This window comes from Arthrobacter sp. WCS2018Hpa-7 (genome assembly GCF_031843805.1).
GTDB lineage: Bacteria > Actinomycetota > Actinomycetes > Actinomycetales > Micrococcaceae > Arthrobacter.
The window spans coordinates 41,208-56,248 of sequence record NZ_JAVTJB010000019.1; the positions used below are offsets into that span (position 1 = coordinate 41,208).

Consider the following 15,041-nt stretch of genomic DNA (forward strand, 5'->3'; position numbering starts at 1 on the left):
ATGGTGCTGACGGGGGGTTGGACGCACGGTCCGCTGACAATGCCATTGGACGTACATCCTTGGGTTTATGGGACCTCGTGCTGAGAGAATCACTTCAGAATAGCTGGGATGCCCGAACGGACAAGGGAGGGCACATTTGTTATTCGGTTGATGAATACGAGATGTCTGAAAATCAGACAGCAGTCTTGACCCAACAAGTTTTCGCTGAGCTTCCACCTCGATGCCGCTCTACGACGCTCGGCAAGTCAATTCACTCGAAACGAATTCGAGTCCTAGTGATCTCAGACTTAGGCACGAGAGGGTTGGGCGGTCCCGTCCGAGCAGATGTCGCAGGGAACCAAGGGGAACGTCGGGACTTCGTCGATTTCGTCCGCAACCTCGGGCGGTCAACCTCCAAGGGCTTGGAAGGAGGGACATATGGGCTGGGCAAAGGGGTGCTTTACCGAGCAAGCCAGGTAGGACTTTGTCTCATCTATTCTCAAGCACACCACAATGGCAAAATTGAGTCGCGATTGATCGGGGTTTCGGGCGGCGATGGAGATTACGATGACGGAGCTAATAGATACACTGGGCGCAACTGGTGGGGCGTTCCGGGCCAAGATGGAATTGTAGATCCTCTGATTGGTCCAGATGCTCGCCGTTTGGCTGAGCATCTGGGCATGCGTACCCCGAAGGAAGATGCAACTGGGACGAGCATCATGGTTGTCGCACCGGACTTTGAGGGCGTCAAGAACGGGCGCGAACGGGTGAGTGCCATTGCCGACGCCGCTTTGAAGTGGGCCTGGCCGCACGCACTGGACTTCGGCAATGGGCCAAATATTCGATTCGAATTCACGGCCGACGGTGCTTCTGTACCATCGCCACAGCCACTTTCTCATCCTGTCTATCGCGAATTTGCTGCAGCCTACATTGAGGGCCGACAGCGTGTACTGGACCCTGAATATCAAAGCAACTGGCAAACGATCTTCACATCTATCCGGATTCAGCGACCGAAACTGATCTCTGGTCTCCTGACTCACCGAATCAGCCATACCCCCGTGTCAACTGGCTCCGATTTAGAGAATTCCGTGGCCCTTTTGAGGGATCCACGAATGGTAGTGAAGTATCTGTCTGTGGCCGCCCAACCGAGCGGTGTACCTGTTTTTGGAGTTTTCATTTCAGCGCCTGGTATGAATGAACGTTTCGCGAAGTCTGAGCCAGTGACACACGACGATTGGGTCTACCAGAAGACTGCGACCGAAAGGAACGCTCCCAATCCTGTCAGGATCACGCTGGACAGGATCCGAGAGACTTTTCGCATTCTCTCCGCGGAAGGAGCAAAGGCAGGCAACGGGGTGGCATCCAAGGGCGCATCGCGAGTCTCTGCCGCACTAGGTAGTCTGCTCAGCGGCTTCTCAGGATCCGGAGCTGAGCAACAAGAAACCTCCGAGGGGACATTTTCCTCCGGGAGAAAGCGGCCAAGAAAGGCGTCGATCCGCCAGATCTCCGAGGCGTCACTAGATCTCTTAGATGGGCAAGTCGTTGCAAAATACCCGTTTGCTCTAATTGGTGGTCGCCCTGGAGCGTTCGCAACTGTTCGTGTAGCGGCCCGGGTGGTCACCGAGTCTGGAAGCAACGAATCCTCTAGCCCCGAGCAAGCTGCAATGCCGCGTTTCGCAGGCTGGATCTCAGAAACTGGCGTGCTGACATCGAAAGAGACTCTCACCGTGGCTGTACCGAAGGACGAAGTGATTACTGCAGTGTTCACTCAGCCTGATGACGCGGCGATACGCGTCACGGCTACCGTAGAGGAGGTCGAGAATGCGGGGGGTTAGCTTTGGTCACTTGACGTTGCCCATTCACGAAATCTCCCATCTCTCATGGGACATTATGATCGCCGATGTCCAGTTGGGTGAATATGAAGTTCTAGCCAAAGACTGGACTTACTATGACGATATATACGTTAAATGCTCGTTCGACTTGAACCTCGAAAATGTTCGAGCCACCTTAGGGCTTGGGCATGCTGCGAGTTTGGGGGCCGCGATAATAGCGCGCTCCACTGCTACACCCCTCGTCATGGTATCTGAGGTATGCGGTGTCCGGGCCGGGCGTCAGCAGATTTACCTAACTATCCCTGGCGATCAGATCTCTGGGACGCTTTCTTTAGAGTTCCAGCTCTCGCTCATCGAACCAAACGGGCAAGCCGCTAGCCCGTTTGCGCCCAAACGGCTGGGCAACACAGTCTTTCGGGTAGAACGGAAAATTGTGCTAGAGGGATCTGCACCTCGGCTCCCAATGCTGCCAGTGAGCTTTGCTGAGCACGGGTTCTCAAGTTCGAGCAAGTCGCTCTGGTGGTTGCGTCTGACTTCACATGACTTGATGACAAATGCGTCCGCGGCCATTTGGCTGTGGCTGAATTCCGATAACGATAACATCAAGCATATGCTTCAGGATTCGGAGTCGCAGGAAGCAGGAGCCTGGCTTCGATTCCTCGAATTAGATTTCATTCGGCAACTATTCCGCGAAGCTCTAACTTCCGAGGAGCTGAGTCTCGACATGGACTATCCGGAGGAGTCTCTCGGGCATGTTTTGTCAAGCGTAGTTCGACTAGTCGGTGGGTCACTGGACCAAGTCCAACAACGCTATCGCGAGGATCCGGGGCGTGTTGAGGCGGAACTGCAATCCAAAGTCGGTGGGAAGTAAACGTGCGTGCTCCATCCACATTGTTGTGCTACCCCCGGATGCCATTGCATGATGCTGCACTTGCATGGGAGGTGATTCGCTCGCAGAGCTTTTCGGAAATTGCTGCGACTCTGGACCTCGACGTCAGGACGGCGCAGTATTATCCGCTTGCCAGGCAGAGGGCAGGCTCTAATGAACTCTTGAACCTCCGCACCAAGGTTTTGGGCATAGCGGAAGAGTTCGGATTCCCGTCGAAGGTAAGCAATAAAGTCTTGGTTGAATTTGACCGAAGCGTCGGTCCTGAGGTTCATGCCCAAATGGCAATTTTGCCTGCAGATGCGTCATCAATTGATGTCTGGAACTTCGTCAACGCCGCTGTGGTTCCTGACGTGGTGCTCTGGCGCTACGGCCAGCTCAATGTTGACTCCCGGCGGTGGACTATCTCCGAAGACCGCTTATTCGATTTCACAAGGACAACGATCGGTCGACTGTGGTGGAGAGTGCACCTGCTGGGGTCGGACTTGGCTGGCGAACTTGGAGAAGACGAGGTCGTAAACCTATTGGAGAAGCCTCGGATAGGCGGGTACCCGGTGTTGGCTCGCGCCATGGGTCGTCAGTTGCTGGAGTTCACATCTGTGACAAAAACGGGACGCCGTATGGACCTCTTCCGCGACGCGACGAAGCGCTTGCTTAGAAAGATGGCTGTGCAGTCTGTCTTTGTCATGACTCCTGCACAGATTGACGACTTTGTGGCATCGCTATTTCTTGAGTCAGCGGAAGCACTGGGCCTCGACGGCGGCTGACACTTTCCGCGAACGGTTCGGGAGCTACGAAAGCATCTTTGCTACGGCCTGGCCAATCTTGTACGCCAATAACGGAGGGACGGCATTGCCAACTTGGGTATACTGCTGCGTCCGATTCCCGACGAATACATAGTTATCGGGAAATGTCTGTAGGCGCGCTGCTTCCCTGACGGTTAGACTACGCATTTGGTTAGGGTCGGGGTGGATGTAGTAGTGTCCGTCTTTAGCGATATGCGACACGATTGTTGATGAGGGTTTGTCCCACACCTGCACTCGGAAACGATCTTCGAAGGGCATCGAAGCAGAATCCATGTTTTTGTGATTGGGCCAAAAATTCCTAGGTAGTTGGCGGACCTTCGGGCTATCGCCTAGCGATTTGGCCAAAGAACTAAGCAAGTAGTAGCGTTCCAAGTCCTCAATCATGTGACTTCTAGCTTCGTGCTGAAGGGTTGCCGCGCCCGCACGATCGGAGATCCACTCGTGGTACGTCTTCGCCGAGACGTTCGACATTATCTCGTCTCCAGGCGCCGCTGCCTGGGACAGAGACGAAGACTCCAATTTTGAGCTAAAAATGGCCGTTAGCGAATCGCGTAGGATGCTTTTTTTGCCAATATCGCGGATGCTCCGCCGGACGTCGGCCCAGAGCTGGCCATCATGGTCCACTGTCCTTGAAACTGAGGAGCGTATCTTGGGGAGGTTGCCAATGGCCTCGGAAACTGTTACCGGCTGCGACTTTTCCAACACGGACGGAGCCCCTAAATCTAGATCCGCCCGCACGCCCACGATGATAACGCGATGGCGCTTCTGGGGGATTCCGTAATCCTCGGCGCGGATTACGAAGTCTTGAGCCCCCGGACCCTCCGGTCCTGCTTCGACCACCATGGAATGGAGGGTGTAATTGAGATCTTCTGCCGGGTTTGTGAGATCGCCGCGAATGAGCTCAAACATCTTACTGCCGCCATTCGTGGCCGATAGCAGACCTTTTACGTTCTCCATGACGTATATGGCTGGCTTGAACCGCTGAATGATGTGCAGATACTCCCTGTAGAGGAAGTGTTTGTGATCATTCTCGAACTCAACATCATTTGTACGACGTGAGCGCCCAGCGAGAGAATAAGCTTGGCAAGGTGGGCCACCAATCAAAACCCACGCTGCGGAGTTGTCTCCGAGTGCTTCCTCAATTATCTTGTCAGACTCACCTCGGGAATTCTCAGAGAGCTCGAATTGCCGGACTTTCTTTCGGGCTTCTTCGTAGGCCAACGCAAAGCGCGAATCCTTGTGGAGCTCAGAAAGAGACCTCCTCCCTTCCAAGAAATCTTGGTAAGCAGGTGGGAGTCCACTTTCAGAGTGAAGCAGGTGTCGATATGCTGCCCTTAGGGTCAACGTGTTGACTGCAGACCGCTCCATCTCGATGGACACAGCCGTTTTGAATACGGGCTTGTTGGTCGCTGGGTCTAGGATGCTGGAGAAACCCTCGTTGAGCCCTCCAGGGCCTGCAAAAATGTCTACTACCGGAATCAAACTGGCCTCCACCCTAAACTGCTGACGTTACAGGTTACCAGGTTCTCGATCCGGATGGCCTCCGGCGCCACAAAGACATGGACCGGACTTAGAGAGAGTGTTGTTGGCTCGTCGAGGCTGCATGACCAAGAAGTTGAGTGTTTGACGGGTGCCACCAGTCGGCACCGCGAGCGAACGAGCGTGTAAATCCAAGCGGGTCGCGGCTGGTGCCGCAACTGCATCCCACGCCCCCGAGGTGCGGGGTGGTTAGTCATTGAGTGACGAGTCAGAGGTGGGTGCGAATCCGCGGCTCTGTTGAGACTGGACCACGTCAACTAATATCGCAGCATGGAGCCCTGCGAGGGATCGTACTGGTGAATGAGGGCGAGAACTGAGGATGTCTTATCCGTCATGGATCTATTATCCGAGCAATAGTACGCATCCGAACTGGGTCTCAATGCTTGTGGCCGCAATGGAGCCCTTAGTTTCGACGTTGGACACAGAATCGCATTCTGTCATTCCGCGGAAAAGCGATGCAGTCCTAGCTGAGCTTAGACCTCAATTGGAATTGCTTGGCTATGCGGTAGAGACTGGAAAACGAGCGGAGCAGAAGATCCGAAGGCCTGTTCTGTTTGGTGAGAATGGAATTCCGAAAGTTAACTACGAAATCGATGCCTTTCATGATGGACACGGGGTCGCATTGGAGGTGGAGGCGGGCCGAGGGGCCTCAAATAATGCCGACTACCGCGACATATTGCGTTCAGCGCTCATACTGGATGCCACGTACTTGGCTTTGCTCATGCCAAAGATTTACCGGCACGGGTCAAATCCCGTGACGACAATCAAGGCCTATCAGAACACGAAGAATCAGCTGGATGCCGTCTTTGCCTCCCGGCGGCTCCGCCTTCCCTTTGAAGGTGTACTACTAATCGGTTACTGAATATTTGATCTGACGCCCTAGTCGTGGCCATGTTTGCGGGTTTCTAGCATCCAGTAGATGACGTCCTGGCCGCGGTATCGCCGCGGTGCTTCGGGGACGATTGAGACGGAGAGGTGGACTTCGCGGCCAGCGGCGTGGAGCTCCTCGGCGATCTGTCCGCCTGACTGACCGGTGCCGACTATCAGCACGGCGCCTTCCGGCAGTTGCTCAGGGTTGCGGTAATCGTGCGTGTGGAGTTGTCTCACGCCGGCGGGGAGTCTGGCGGCCAGGGCGGGGATCTTGGGGACCTGGTACGCGCCGGTCGCGAGGACCACGTTCTTGGCCCGCAGGTTCCCGAGCGATGTCTCAAGATTGAAGGCGCCATCCGACGCATGGGATAGCCGGGTCACGTCCACGCCCGTATGGACCGGAGCGGCAATGAGCTCCGCGTACCGTCTGAAGAGATTGACGACAGCGATGCGTGAGATGAACGCGTCCCGATCCTCGCCGTCGTACGGCATGCCCGGGAGGTCCAGCGCAAGGTTCGGGGTGTTCATGTAGAAGCTGTCCCAGCGGTCCTGGAAAGCGCCGCCGAGGGAATCGCGTCGTTCCAGGAGCTGATGTTCGACGCCGAATTGCGTGAGCCAGTAGCTCGTCGTGAGGCCGGCTTGGCCTGCGCCGATGATGACCGTATCCAGGGTCGGTCCCATGGGGTGAACTGTACGCTTCGGAGACCTGATAGGGGATGGACGAAGACGGGTTTCTACGGGCTGGGCACCCGGAAACGGCTGCCGCCGGAACGTCCCCCGATGCGAGGTCGCTGGATGCCGCGTGCGTTCAAAAAGACATAGGCTTTCGGAACGTATCTAGGGGGATGATTCGCGCATGTCTACTACCAGCGTGGTTCGGCTACTCGACATCACAACATGGGTGGTGATCGCTGTTAGCCTGTTTCTGCTCGTCAGTGGCCTATTGGACAACTTCTGGGCGACGGCGTGCCTTATAGCGACAGCCGCTCCGTCAATTGCCAGTTGGGTGATCAAGGACAGGCTCAATGCCACGACCAATGGTGACGAGCCGCGGCAGCGATAGCGAGCTGTCTGCCCGGACCGTGGGATTTGTTGACGTGGACTCCGCTGCCCCGTAAAAGGCGGGCCTTGAAGGCCTGGTTTTGGGCCTGCGATCAACATCCGATGGATAAATATTTCCCAGCACTAGCTATCTGCTCAGAACTCTGTAGACTTGACGGTGTTGTTGTGTTTGGCATTTGGTAGTTCAGGCAGTCCCCACGGTCCCTCTGGATCGTGACCTTCTGAAGTAACGGTGGAGAACACCCCACACCGGAGACCCGAAAGTCGGGAGCATCTCCACCTTCAGTAAGGACTGAAAAAATGGCTACAGGTACCGTGAAATGGTTCAACTCCGAAAAGGGCTTCGGCTTCATCTCTCCTGAAGATGGCAGCCAGGACGTTTTCGCTCACTACTCTGCGATCAACTCCTCGGGCTACCGCTCCCTCGAAGAGAACCAGAAGGTTTCCTTCGATGTCGAGCAGGGCCCCAAGGGTCCCCAGGCAGTAAACATCCAGGCTATCTAGTCTTCGGATAACAAAGAAGCAGGGCCGGTCATTGACCGGCCCTGTTTTTGTTTGCCCACCCTCTAGTGTTTCGGGCTAGACGAACTTCGACATCCGCGACCAGATCGCCGTCGAGACGAGAGCCACCGAGGCCAGGCTTGCAACCAACACCAATACGCCGAGTTCGGTCCACACTGGAAATGGCGGACGTGGGTTAAATCCACCCCAATAGTTGAAGACGCCTTCCGCCGCGGTTGTGAGAATATTGCGGGGATCATAGGGTCCGGCGAACGGCAGCAGCAGGAGCAATGCGCCCGCGGCCAGGCAAGGGATCAGCATGCTCTTGGCTACGAGCCCAATAGAGAGTCCCAGCAGACCAAATCCGACGGCTACAGCAGCGGCGAACGCGATTTGAACAATGGGGTTGCCTGCACCGGCGTCGTCGACTGAATAGATGAAGTCGTGGCGATCGCTCTGTAGGAACAGTGCCCTCAGGATTGGCGCGGCACCCAGGCTCAGCATCGCGGTGAGGATGACCGCCGCCATCGACACAAGGGTAATGGTGGCGACCTTCCCAGCCACATACGGCGCTGCGCCCTGCGCGACGATTCGATCCTTCAGAATCCGCCGGCGAACATCGCCTACGGCTGTTGCGCATCCATAAATGAAGAAGAGCAGCGGGATCACCAGGAATGTGATCATCTCCATCCCTGTGCCGATGGCATGAGGTCCCTCGAAAGCGCGGTCGGCGAAGTAGGCGGCTTCGTAGTCGAAGCGGAGGGGGTTGTCTACAATCCGTTGGCCACCTTGGATGACGACGGTGTTGGGTTGTTCCATGGCCGCGGCCAACGAGTTGCCGTTGGCCAGCGCGTAAGCCTCTGTGATCTTAAGTCTCGACATTGTCGCGGTGACGTTGCTGATGCTCCCGGCAAAAGCGAACACCAGCGACGCCGACACGCCGCCGATGGGCAAGAGCAGTGCTTTGCTCCAGAATTGATATCGCAGTTCTGTTCTCAGGGATCGCAGATACCTACTCATCGGCGAAGCGCTATTGCTTCGCCGTCGGCGCGGATTCTTCCGCGCCGGATGGTGAATGTCGTTGAGGCAAGATCCCCGTATAGGGCGTGGTCATGATCGGAAACGATGACGCATGTGGTGGCTTCAATGGACTCCAGCGCCTGCCGTAGGGCATGCCGACCGTGATCGTCGAGGCCTGAGTTCGGCTCGTCGAGCAGGATGCATGGTCGGCCAATTGCCAACGCCGCTGCCAGCTTGAGCTTCTTTCGCTGCCCCAACGAGTACGAGGATGATCTTCGGCTCAACAATTCACGGCTGAGGAATGTCCTGATGATGGGATGGGTGATGGCCTGGCGGGGCGGGATATCCAGGAGTGCGCTGAGATTCTGCAGACCAGTCAGGCGCTCATGAACGGCTGAGTCATCGAAGGACGCAGATACGTGGTCTCGAAGGTCGCTTTTGTACCAGGTTGCCTCACCGTGGAAACGGACCAGCCCCGCGAGGCACTTGAGGAGAGTGGTTTTGCCGCTTCCATTCCCACCCTGGATGACGTGGATGCCCGTCGATGGAACTACGAGGTTGACGCTACTGATGACTCGATTGCGGCCGTAGCTCTTGGATAGGTTCGTGATGCGCAGCATTGATCCTCATTTGTCCCCCCACAATGGAATGCCCGAGAATCACCGTTCACGCTGTCGGGCGCGGGTGATCGAGCAACACTCTCGACCTGGAAGCGTCCACTTGTCAAATGCCTGGGTGGCTGCGGACTCGCCTCCAGCCACCCTTGAAAACGCCTGCTTAGAACCTGTGTACTAGTGCCGTAAATATGATTAGAACACATATCCACATAGCGAATTACACCCATGTAACTCTCGCTCAGCCCTCCGTACCGTGGGAGGTAATCCACCCACAGAGCTGAGGGAGCATCCCATGGATCACCTGAATTCCGAACAGCCCCACCACCTAGACGAGTCCAGTCACCACCTAGATTTGCCCAAATCGCCACCTAGATGCCCCCAAATCGGCCTGTGCAAGGCCGTTTTGCCACCTAGTCCCGTTTTCTCGATCTAGCCTGCGAAGTGAGCCGCATGTCGGGCATCCACAGAAACAGAAGGTTGGGTCGAGTGTTCGATTCTGAGGTTCAGCGAATCCTCGACTTTGTCGCACGCGGAATCGGCGTGAGGGTTGTCGGTGCGCCGGGCAGCGGTAAAACGTCCGTGGTCCGCAGTGTCATGAGCAATCTGGAAAAGACCGGAGTGGCCGTTCACTTCATCACCGGACTGCGCACGCACCGCACTATCCCGTACGCGGCCATCAAAGGACTCGGGCTGGACTTGAGGCCTGGCCGCAGCGGTGTCTTCGACATCGCGGATGTGCTGACCAGCCAGTTGGCCACCAATGGGAAGCACCTGCTCGTCGTCGATGATCTCCACTTGGTGGACAGCGAGTCACTGGCGGTCCTGGAGGCGGTTCGGCGCAGATCCAATTGTCCGATGGTGGCCACGGCGCCCGAAACCTGGGCATTCTCCAAAGGGCAGCTGGCCATCCTCAACAACGGACGCGAGGCACATCTGCAACTGGACCCGCTCCACTACGAGCAGGTTCACATGCTGATCGCACAGGTCCTCGGTGCTCCGGCAGACGCCGACACCACGGCAAGGATACTCACCAAGTCCGCCGGCAACCCGCGCCTCATCGTACGGATCGCGGAGACAGCGTCCCTGAGCAACCTCCTGGTCATGAAGGACAAGCAGTGGGGGATGACCACCAACACCCTCTGGAACGAGCACCTGCGGGGGACACTTGAGTCGCTTCTGGCCGAGCTCAGCGCCGATGAATTCACAGCGCTGCACACCATGGCAATCCTCGGCACAGCCCGCGTGGACATCCTGCAGAAGGTCATCCAACCCGACGCCTTGGAAGGTCTCGAACGCAGAGGGTTCCTCTCCGTCATGGACGATCACCACAACGGTTCCATCGCCGCCATCAGCCCACCCGTCATCGCTGACTACTTCCGCGGCAACAAGAACCTCAGGGACAGGAAATTGCTGCGCAGAAAGATCGCCGGGGTCCTCGAGGCCGTGCCGCGGGCAGAGCAGGAGAACCAAACAACGGCAGACTGCCTCGTACGGGTCCTGGCTACGCTGCGTTTGGAAAAGGGCGACGGCGACGCCGTCACCGCCCGCCACTTCCATGACCACAGTTCCGATCGTGAACGAATCCGTTTCGAGCGATGGGAAGCCAACAAAACCGCCGCCAATGCTTCGTCCCTGCTACGGATCTATTGGGGTGCTCCCGTGGATGTCCAGCGGGCTGCTCGCGTCTGCAGTGAAACAACAACGTCCGACGCCGACCCCAAGGACGTCCTGTTTGTCACCATTACCCGCGCCATGCTCGCGGTCCACGCCGGGCAAGGCCCAGGTGCCGCCGTCGACATCCTCCAAAAGTTCGCAGATGATAACCCGCACCATGCCGCGGAAGCCGCCCACGCAATCACCTTCCTGAGTGCTTCCCACGGCAGGGTCGCTTTGGACACGTCAACAAGCGCGCTCGAAAGCAAGCCTTCCGGGATGGGCAGCCTGGTCCACGGACTTCTGGAGCTCTACCGCTTCAGGCCGGTCGCAGCCTACGACGCCGTAGACGGTCAGAACGATGACGACGCCTTCTCCCACCTCCGTCCGTTCATCCGCGGGTTCGCACTGTTCGCTGCCGGACGCATCGAGGAATCCCTCGTCTTCGCGCTGGACTGGCGGACCGAAGCACGCAAGAACCTGGACCAATTCGGCGTGATCACCAGCAGCTACATCGCCGCCCACGGACTGCTGTATCGCGGGCACTTTGAAGAAGCGGAATACCTCATGAGCAGCGTCTTCGCCATGGGGCGGCCAGGCTTCGTGGTGGACGCCCTCTACGACGCGATGCTGCGCCTGGCGGGGCTCCGTCACGCAACCACTGCCACGCCACCGGCCTTGTCGATTGCCGCGCAGGCGCGGACTGAAGTGCCCGACGTCGGCCCCTTGCCCGGTGTTGGAAAGGGAGCCTACGAACTGATTGCCCACGACAGCGCGCAACCTTCCACGTTCGACCGCAAAGCCGCGAAACTCGTCAGACGCCAGCTGAAGAGCGGCTACGTTCTGGAAGCCATGATGACGGCGCTCCTCTGCACCTGCTTGAGCCCGGGACGTCCGGTCCTGGACCTGCTGCAGAAGATCCTGCGGGACAGTGGCGTCACGGTTCACGATCAACTCATCGGCATTGCTACGGCCGTGGTTGAAGGGGACCACCAGCTCCTTGGTCTGCTGCTGAAGCACTACGAACCGGATATCGACACCTACCAGGTGGGGATGCTTCTCCGGGGTGCACTCAAGAGGCACGTCATAGAGGGGGATACTGCCGCAGCCGACGCCATGGCTCAGGCCTCGTCAATGTTCGCGGTCCGGTTCCCATCGGCCAATGAGCAACTCTCCTTCAACTCGTTCAGGACCACGCCGCTGACTGAACGGGAGATCGAGGTTGCCGTCCTGGCGGGCCATCGCACCAATGTGGAGATCGCAGAACATCTGGGCATCAGTGCCAGGACCGTGGAAAACCATATCTCCAACGCGCTGCGCAAGACAGGCGCAACGTCCCGCAACGGACTCTTCATGCTCGTCGGGAATTCACTTCCGCCGCGAGGAGCCGGGATAAGCTGAAGCCAATTCTCCCAACGCCGGTCTCCGACGCCACGCCCTGAGCCCGGTCCCTCAGTGTGAAGGGTGTCAGTGAACAACTCCCCGGCCTTGGCCCGCCGACTCGGCACGTTCGATGCCTCCCTTATCGGACTAGGCTCCATGATCGGTGCCGGAGTGTTCGCAGCTTTCACCCCGGCCGCTGCCGCCGCGGGATCCGGGCTGCTGATCGGCTTGGTAGTGGCCGCATTTGTCGCCTTTTGCAACGCGACCTCGTCTGCCCAACTCGCTGCACAATACCCAACCTCCGGCGGTACCTACGTTTACGGAAGGGAACGGCTGGGACCGTGGGCCGGGTTCCTTGCCGGCTGGGGTTTCATCATTGGCAAGACGGCCAGCGCGGCTGCCATGGCCATGACCTTCGCCGCCTATGCCGCACCGCAAGGGTGGGAACGCCCGGTGGCGATTGCCGCCGTCGTACTTCTGACCGCGGTGAACTATCACGGGGTGACCCGCACCGCAGGGCTGACCCGTGTGTTGGTGATCGCGGTGCTGGCTGCCCTGACCATTGCTGTCACCGCTGTGTGGGGTGGGTCCGGTCCCGACTTTGGCGACTTTGCGGGGGAGGGGCTGCTGGCCGAGGGCTGGTACGGGATCCTGCAGTCCGCCGGGCTGTTGTTCTTTGCGTTCGCTGGGTATGCGAGGATCGCGACCATGGGTGAGGAAGTCCGAGAGCCCAAGCGCACTATTCCCCGGGCGATCGGCATTGCGTTGGGCATCACGATCATTGTCTACGCCGTTATTGCGGTGACGCTGCTCGCGGCACTTGGCCCCGAGGGGGTTGCCGGTACGCCGACACCGCTGGCTGATGCCGTCGGCGCAGGAGCTTTGGGGTGGGTCTCGCCTGTTGTCCGTATTGGGGCTGCCGTCGCGTCGTTGGGTGCGCTGTTGGCACTGGTTGCCGGACTCGGCCGCACCAGCCTGGCGATGGCCCGCGAGCACGACCTCCCGCACTGGCTCTCTGCCGTGCACCCGAAGTACAAGGTGCCGCACAGGGCCGAGGTGACTCTTGCTGTGGTGATTTGCCTGATCGTCGCCGTGGCCGATCTTCGCGGGGCCATCGGCTTCTCGTCATTCGGTGTGCTGCTCTATTACTTGGTGGCGAACGTCGCTGCCTTCACCCAGCCACGCGAGGACCGTCGGTATCCGAAGTTCCTGCAGGTGGCCGGCGCGGTTGCGTGCGTTGTTCTAGTCGCGACGCTGCCGCCGTTGTCCGTGGGGCTGGGCGTGTTGGTGTTCCTAGTGGGCATCGCTTACAGGGTCATCCGGCTGCGGGTAAACCGCTAGGCGGCTGTGCGGGCCGGTCTTGGAACGAACCGGCGGATCGCAACGGCCGACACCACAGCGATAACGCCAGTGAACAGCCACGGCGAGGCGGCCGCCGTCGACGTTTGGTCTGCAAACTCGTAAAGCGGTGCCATGGCCGTGTTGCCGATCAGCACCATGGCGCCGCCGCAACTGGCGAGGAGTCCGTAGTAGGCGCCGGTTGGGCGGCCGCCGGCGAAGTCCAGGACGAGCCGCATCGCCGTCGGAGTCGCGCACATATTGCCCAGGCACAGGCCGGTGACGAGAGCCAGCGCCGGTAATGCTGGCAACGAAACGATGGGTGGCTGAGTGGCCAAGATTGCGACGGCGGTGAATCCTGCGGCTTTCAGGCTGAGGCCCAATGTTAGGGCGTTGCGCTCACCGAATCGACGCATGAGCTTGGCAATGGGCCACTGGAGAGTGACCGTCAGCAACGAGGCGTACGCGAACACGAAGCCGAGTGCGCCGGCGTCGAGACCGCTGCGTCGAAGCTCCACCGGGAGGCCGAAGTACAACTGATTGTGCGCCAGCAGGCTGACACTGAAGAAGCAGGCGAACGCCACGAAGCGCTTGTCCCGCAGGCAGGCCAGGAGTTGGTGCTTGGGGACTGCCACGTCTGTTGGTTGTCCGAGGCGGTCGGCGCGAGGCAGGAACCGCCAGAAGACGAAAGCCATGACCGCGAAGATGGCCGAGGCGACGTAGAGGGAGACTTCGAAGCCGAAACCCAGGAGCAGGCTGCCGAGCAGTGGGCCCGCCACGGCTCCGAATTCGCCCACGATGACCAGCGAAGCGAAGAGGGTTGGCCGGTGTTTCCCGGATGGTTCGCGCCGTTCTTCGGCGGAGGCGACCAGGCTTTCGAGGGCTGGCGAGAACAACGCACCACCGATGCCGGTGACGATCGCACCCGCAAGGAAGAGATTGAAATTGTCGGCCGCCGCCAACAGCAGGTAGCCGCTGACCCGGACGATGCACCCGGCGACCATCGTGTAGCGGGCGCCCCAGCGATCGGAGATGGCGCCGCCCACCAGGAACATCCCTTGCTGGGCGAAGGTCCGCGCTCCCAGAACGACGCCGATGGCCACCGCACTCATGGCGAAATCGTTGGCCATGGTGAGAGCGATGAACGGCACCACAGAGTAGAACCCGATGTTGAAAATCAGCTGGCTCGAGAGCAGGAGCTTCGGGTTGGGCCTGGCTGGCCGTTCCACAGCCTGGAGGGGTGTCTGGGTGGAACTGGTGGCGGGTTTCATGAACGGCTTTCCTTGGTGGCAGGCACGTTCGAGATTATCAAGAATCGTTCTCGTTTACTTCTGTGACGACTCCCGGCGTCACTGGGTTGGGCACGACTCCACCTGGGGGTAGACGGGTGGAGCCGTGCCGCAGTGCCTCCTACGCCAAAGCGGGTGGGGCTCCCGCCGGACACCGGGACTCCCGCTTCGAAGGCACAACAGGAGACTATGGCCCGTTTTCCTGCTCTAGGTGGCAAATCTGGGCGACTAGGTGCCGTATTCGGAGTAATTAGGTGTTGGTGCGG

Annotated in this window: 12 protein-coding genes and 1 pseudogene; 8 read left to right on the forward strand and 5 right to left on the reverse strand. The window is 58.8% G+C overall.

The window, feature by feature from the left end:
* The first annotated feature begins 659 nt into the window (after nucleotides 1-659).
* From RQH14_RS17925 to RQH14_RS17935, 3 genes are read left to right on the forward strand one after another with little or no spacing between them, the layout of a single operon-like run.
* Nucleotides 660-1,814: a hypothetical protein gene (locus RQH14_RS17925; RefSeq protein WP_311214491.1), complete on the forward strand. Its 1,155-nt coding sequence runs from the start codon at nucleotides 660-662 to the stop codon at nucleotides 1,812-1,814.
* A 10-nt stretch (nucleotides 1,815-1,824) separates the two neighbouring features.
* Nucleotides 1,825-2,682, forward strand: coding sequence for a hypothetical protein (locus RQH14_RS17930; RefSeq protein ID WP_311214492.1), 858 nt, complete (start codon nucleotides 1,825-1,827; stop codon nucleotides 2,680-2,682).
* A 44-nt stretch (nucleotides 2,683-2,726) separates the two neighbouring features.
* Nucleotides 2,727-3,464 carry a hypothetical protein gene (locus RQH14_RS17935; RefSeq protein ID WP_311214493.1) on the forward strand — a complete coding sequence of 246 codons (738 nt, stop codon included), beginning with the start codon at nucleotides 2,727-2,729 and terminating at the stop codon, nucleotides 3,462-3,464.
* Nucleotides 3,465-3,488: 24 nt separating this feature from the next.
* On the opposite strand, the gene RQH14_RS17940 is transcribed toward RQH14_RS17935, so the two are convergent.
* Nucleotides 3,489-4,724, reverse strand: a complete 1,236-nt coding sequence (locus tag RQH14_RS17940; protein ID WP_311214494.1) for a DNA cytosine methyltransferase — start codon at nucleotides 4,722-4,724, stop codon at nucleotides 3,489-3,491.
* A gap of 733 nt (nucleotides 4,725-5,457) precedes the next feature.
* Here RQH14_RS17940 and RQH14_RS17945 point away from each other — a divergent pair.
* Complete coding sequence (locus tag RQH14_RS17945) at nucleotides 5,458-5,904, forward strand: hypothetical protein (protein WP_311214495.1); 447 nt, start codon at nucleotides 5,458-5,460, stop codon at nucleotides 5,902-5,904.
* A 20-nt stretch (nucleotides 5,905-5,924) separates the two neighbouring features.
* Here the strand turns inward: RQH14_RS17945 and RQH14_RS17950 are convergent.
* Nucleotides 5,925-6,593: pseudogene (locus RQH14_RS17950) on the reverse strand (flavin-containing monooxygenase); the annotation flags it as partial.
* Between the two features lie 175 nt (nucleotides 6,594-6,768).
* Here RQH14_RS17950 and RQH14_RS17955 point away from each other — a divergent pair.
* Together RQH14_RS17955 and RQH14_RS17960 are read left to right on the forward strand one after the other, a co-directional pair.
* Entirely contained in the window at nucleotides 6,769-6,975 is a 207-nt protein-coding gene (locus RQH14_RS17955) for a hypothetical protein (RefSeq protein ID WP_311214496.1), read from the forward strand.
* Between the two features lie 299 nt (nucleotides 6,976-7,274).
* A complete protein-coding gene (locus tag RQH14_RS17960; RefSeq protein ID WP_011773907.1) occupies nucleotides 7,275-7,478 on the forward strand; it encodes a cold-shock protein in 204 nt (67 codons plus the stop codon).
* 75 nt (nucleotides 7,479-7,553) lie between these two features.
* On the opposite strand, the gene RQH14_RS17965 is transcribed toward RQH14_RS17960, so the two are convergent.
* Nucleotides 7,554-8,429, reverse strand: a complete 876-nt coding sequence (locus RQH14_RS17965) for a hypothetical protein (RefSeq protein ID WP_311214497.1) — start codon at nucleotides 8,427-8,429, stop codon at nucleotides 7,554-7,556.
* 62 nt (nucleotides 8,430-8,491) lie between these two features.
* Nucleotides 8,492-9,115, reverse strand: coding sequence for an ATP-binding cassette domain-containing protein (locus tag RQH14_RS17970; RefSeq protein WP_311214498.1), 624 nt, complete (start codon nucleotides 9,113-9,115; stop codon nucleotides 8,492-8,494).
* 483 nt (nucleotides 9,116-9,598) lie between these two features.
* On the opposite strand from RQH14_RS17970, the gene RQH14_RS17975 reads away from it, so the two are divergent.
* Both RQH14_RS17975 and RQH14_RS17980 read left to right on the forward strand, forming a co-directional pair.
* On the forward strand, nucleotides 9,599-12,166 hold the full coding sequence (locus RQH14_RS17975) for a LuxR C-terminal-related transcriptional regulator (RefSeq protein ID WP_311214499.1): 2,568 nt from the start codon (nucleotides 9,599-9,601) through the stop codon (nucleotides 12,164-12,166).
* Nucleotides 12,167-12,235: 69 nt separating this feature from the next.
* On the forward strand, nucleotides 12,236-13,489 hold the full coding sequence (locus RQH14_RS17980; RefSeq protein ID WP_311214500.1) for an APC family permease: 1,254 nt from the start codon (nucleotides 12,236-12,238) through the stop codon (nucleotides 13,487-13,489).
* Here the strand turns inward: RQH14_RS17980 and RQH14_RS17985 are convergent.
* Entirely contained in the window at nucleotides 13,486-14,757 is a 1,272-nt protein-coding gene (locus tag RQH14_RS17985; protein WP_311214501.1) for an MFS transporter, read from the reverse strand. The genes RQH14_RS17980 and RQH14_RS17985 overlap by 4 nt on opposite strands.
* Nucleotides 14,758-15,041: the final 284 nt, after the last annotated feature.

Bases quoted from the DNA above. Each gene is read 5' to 3' on its own strand.
- RQH14_RS17925 (WP_311214491.1), top strand. From the start codon at position 660: ATGCGTACCCCGAAGGAAGATGCAACTGGGACGAGCATCATGGTTGTC.
- RQH14_RS17985 (WP_311214501.1), bottom strand. From the start codon at position 14,757: ATGAAACCCGCCACCAGTTCCACCCAGACACCCCTCCAGGCTGTGGAA.
- RQH14_RS17970 (WP_311214498.1), bottom strand. From the start codon at position 9,115: ATGCTGCGCATCACGAACCTATCCAAGAGCTACGGCCGCAATCGAGTC.
- RQH14_RS17955 (WP_311214496.1), top strand. From the start codon at position 6,769: ATGTCTACTACCAGCGTGGTTCGGCTACTCGACATCACAACATGGGTG.
- RQH14_RS17960 (WP_011773907.1), top strand. From the start codon at position 7,275: ATGGCTACAGGTACCGTGAAATGGTTCAACTCCGAAAAGGGCTTCGGC.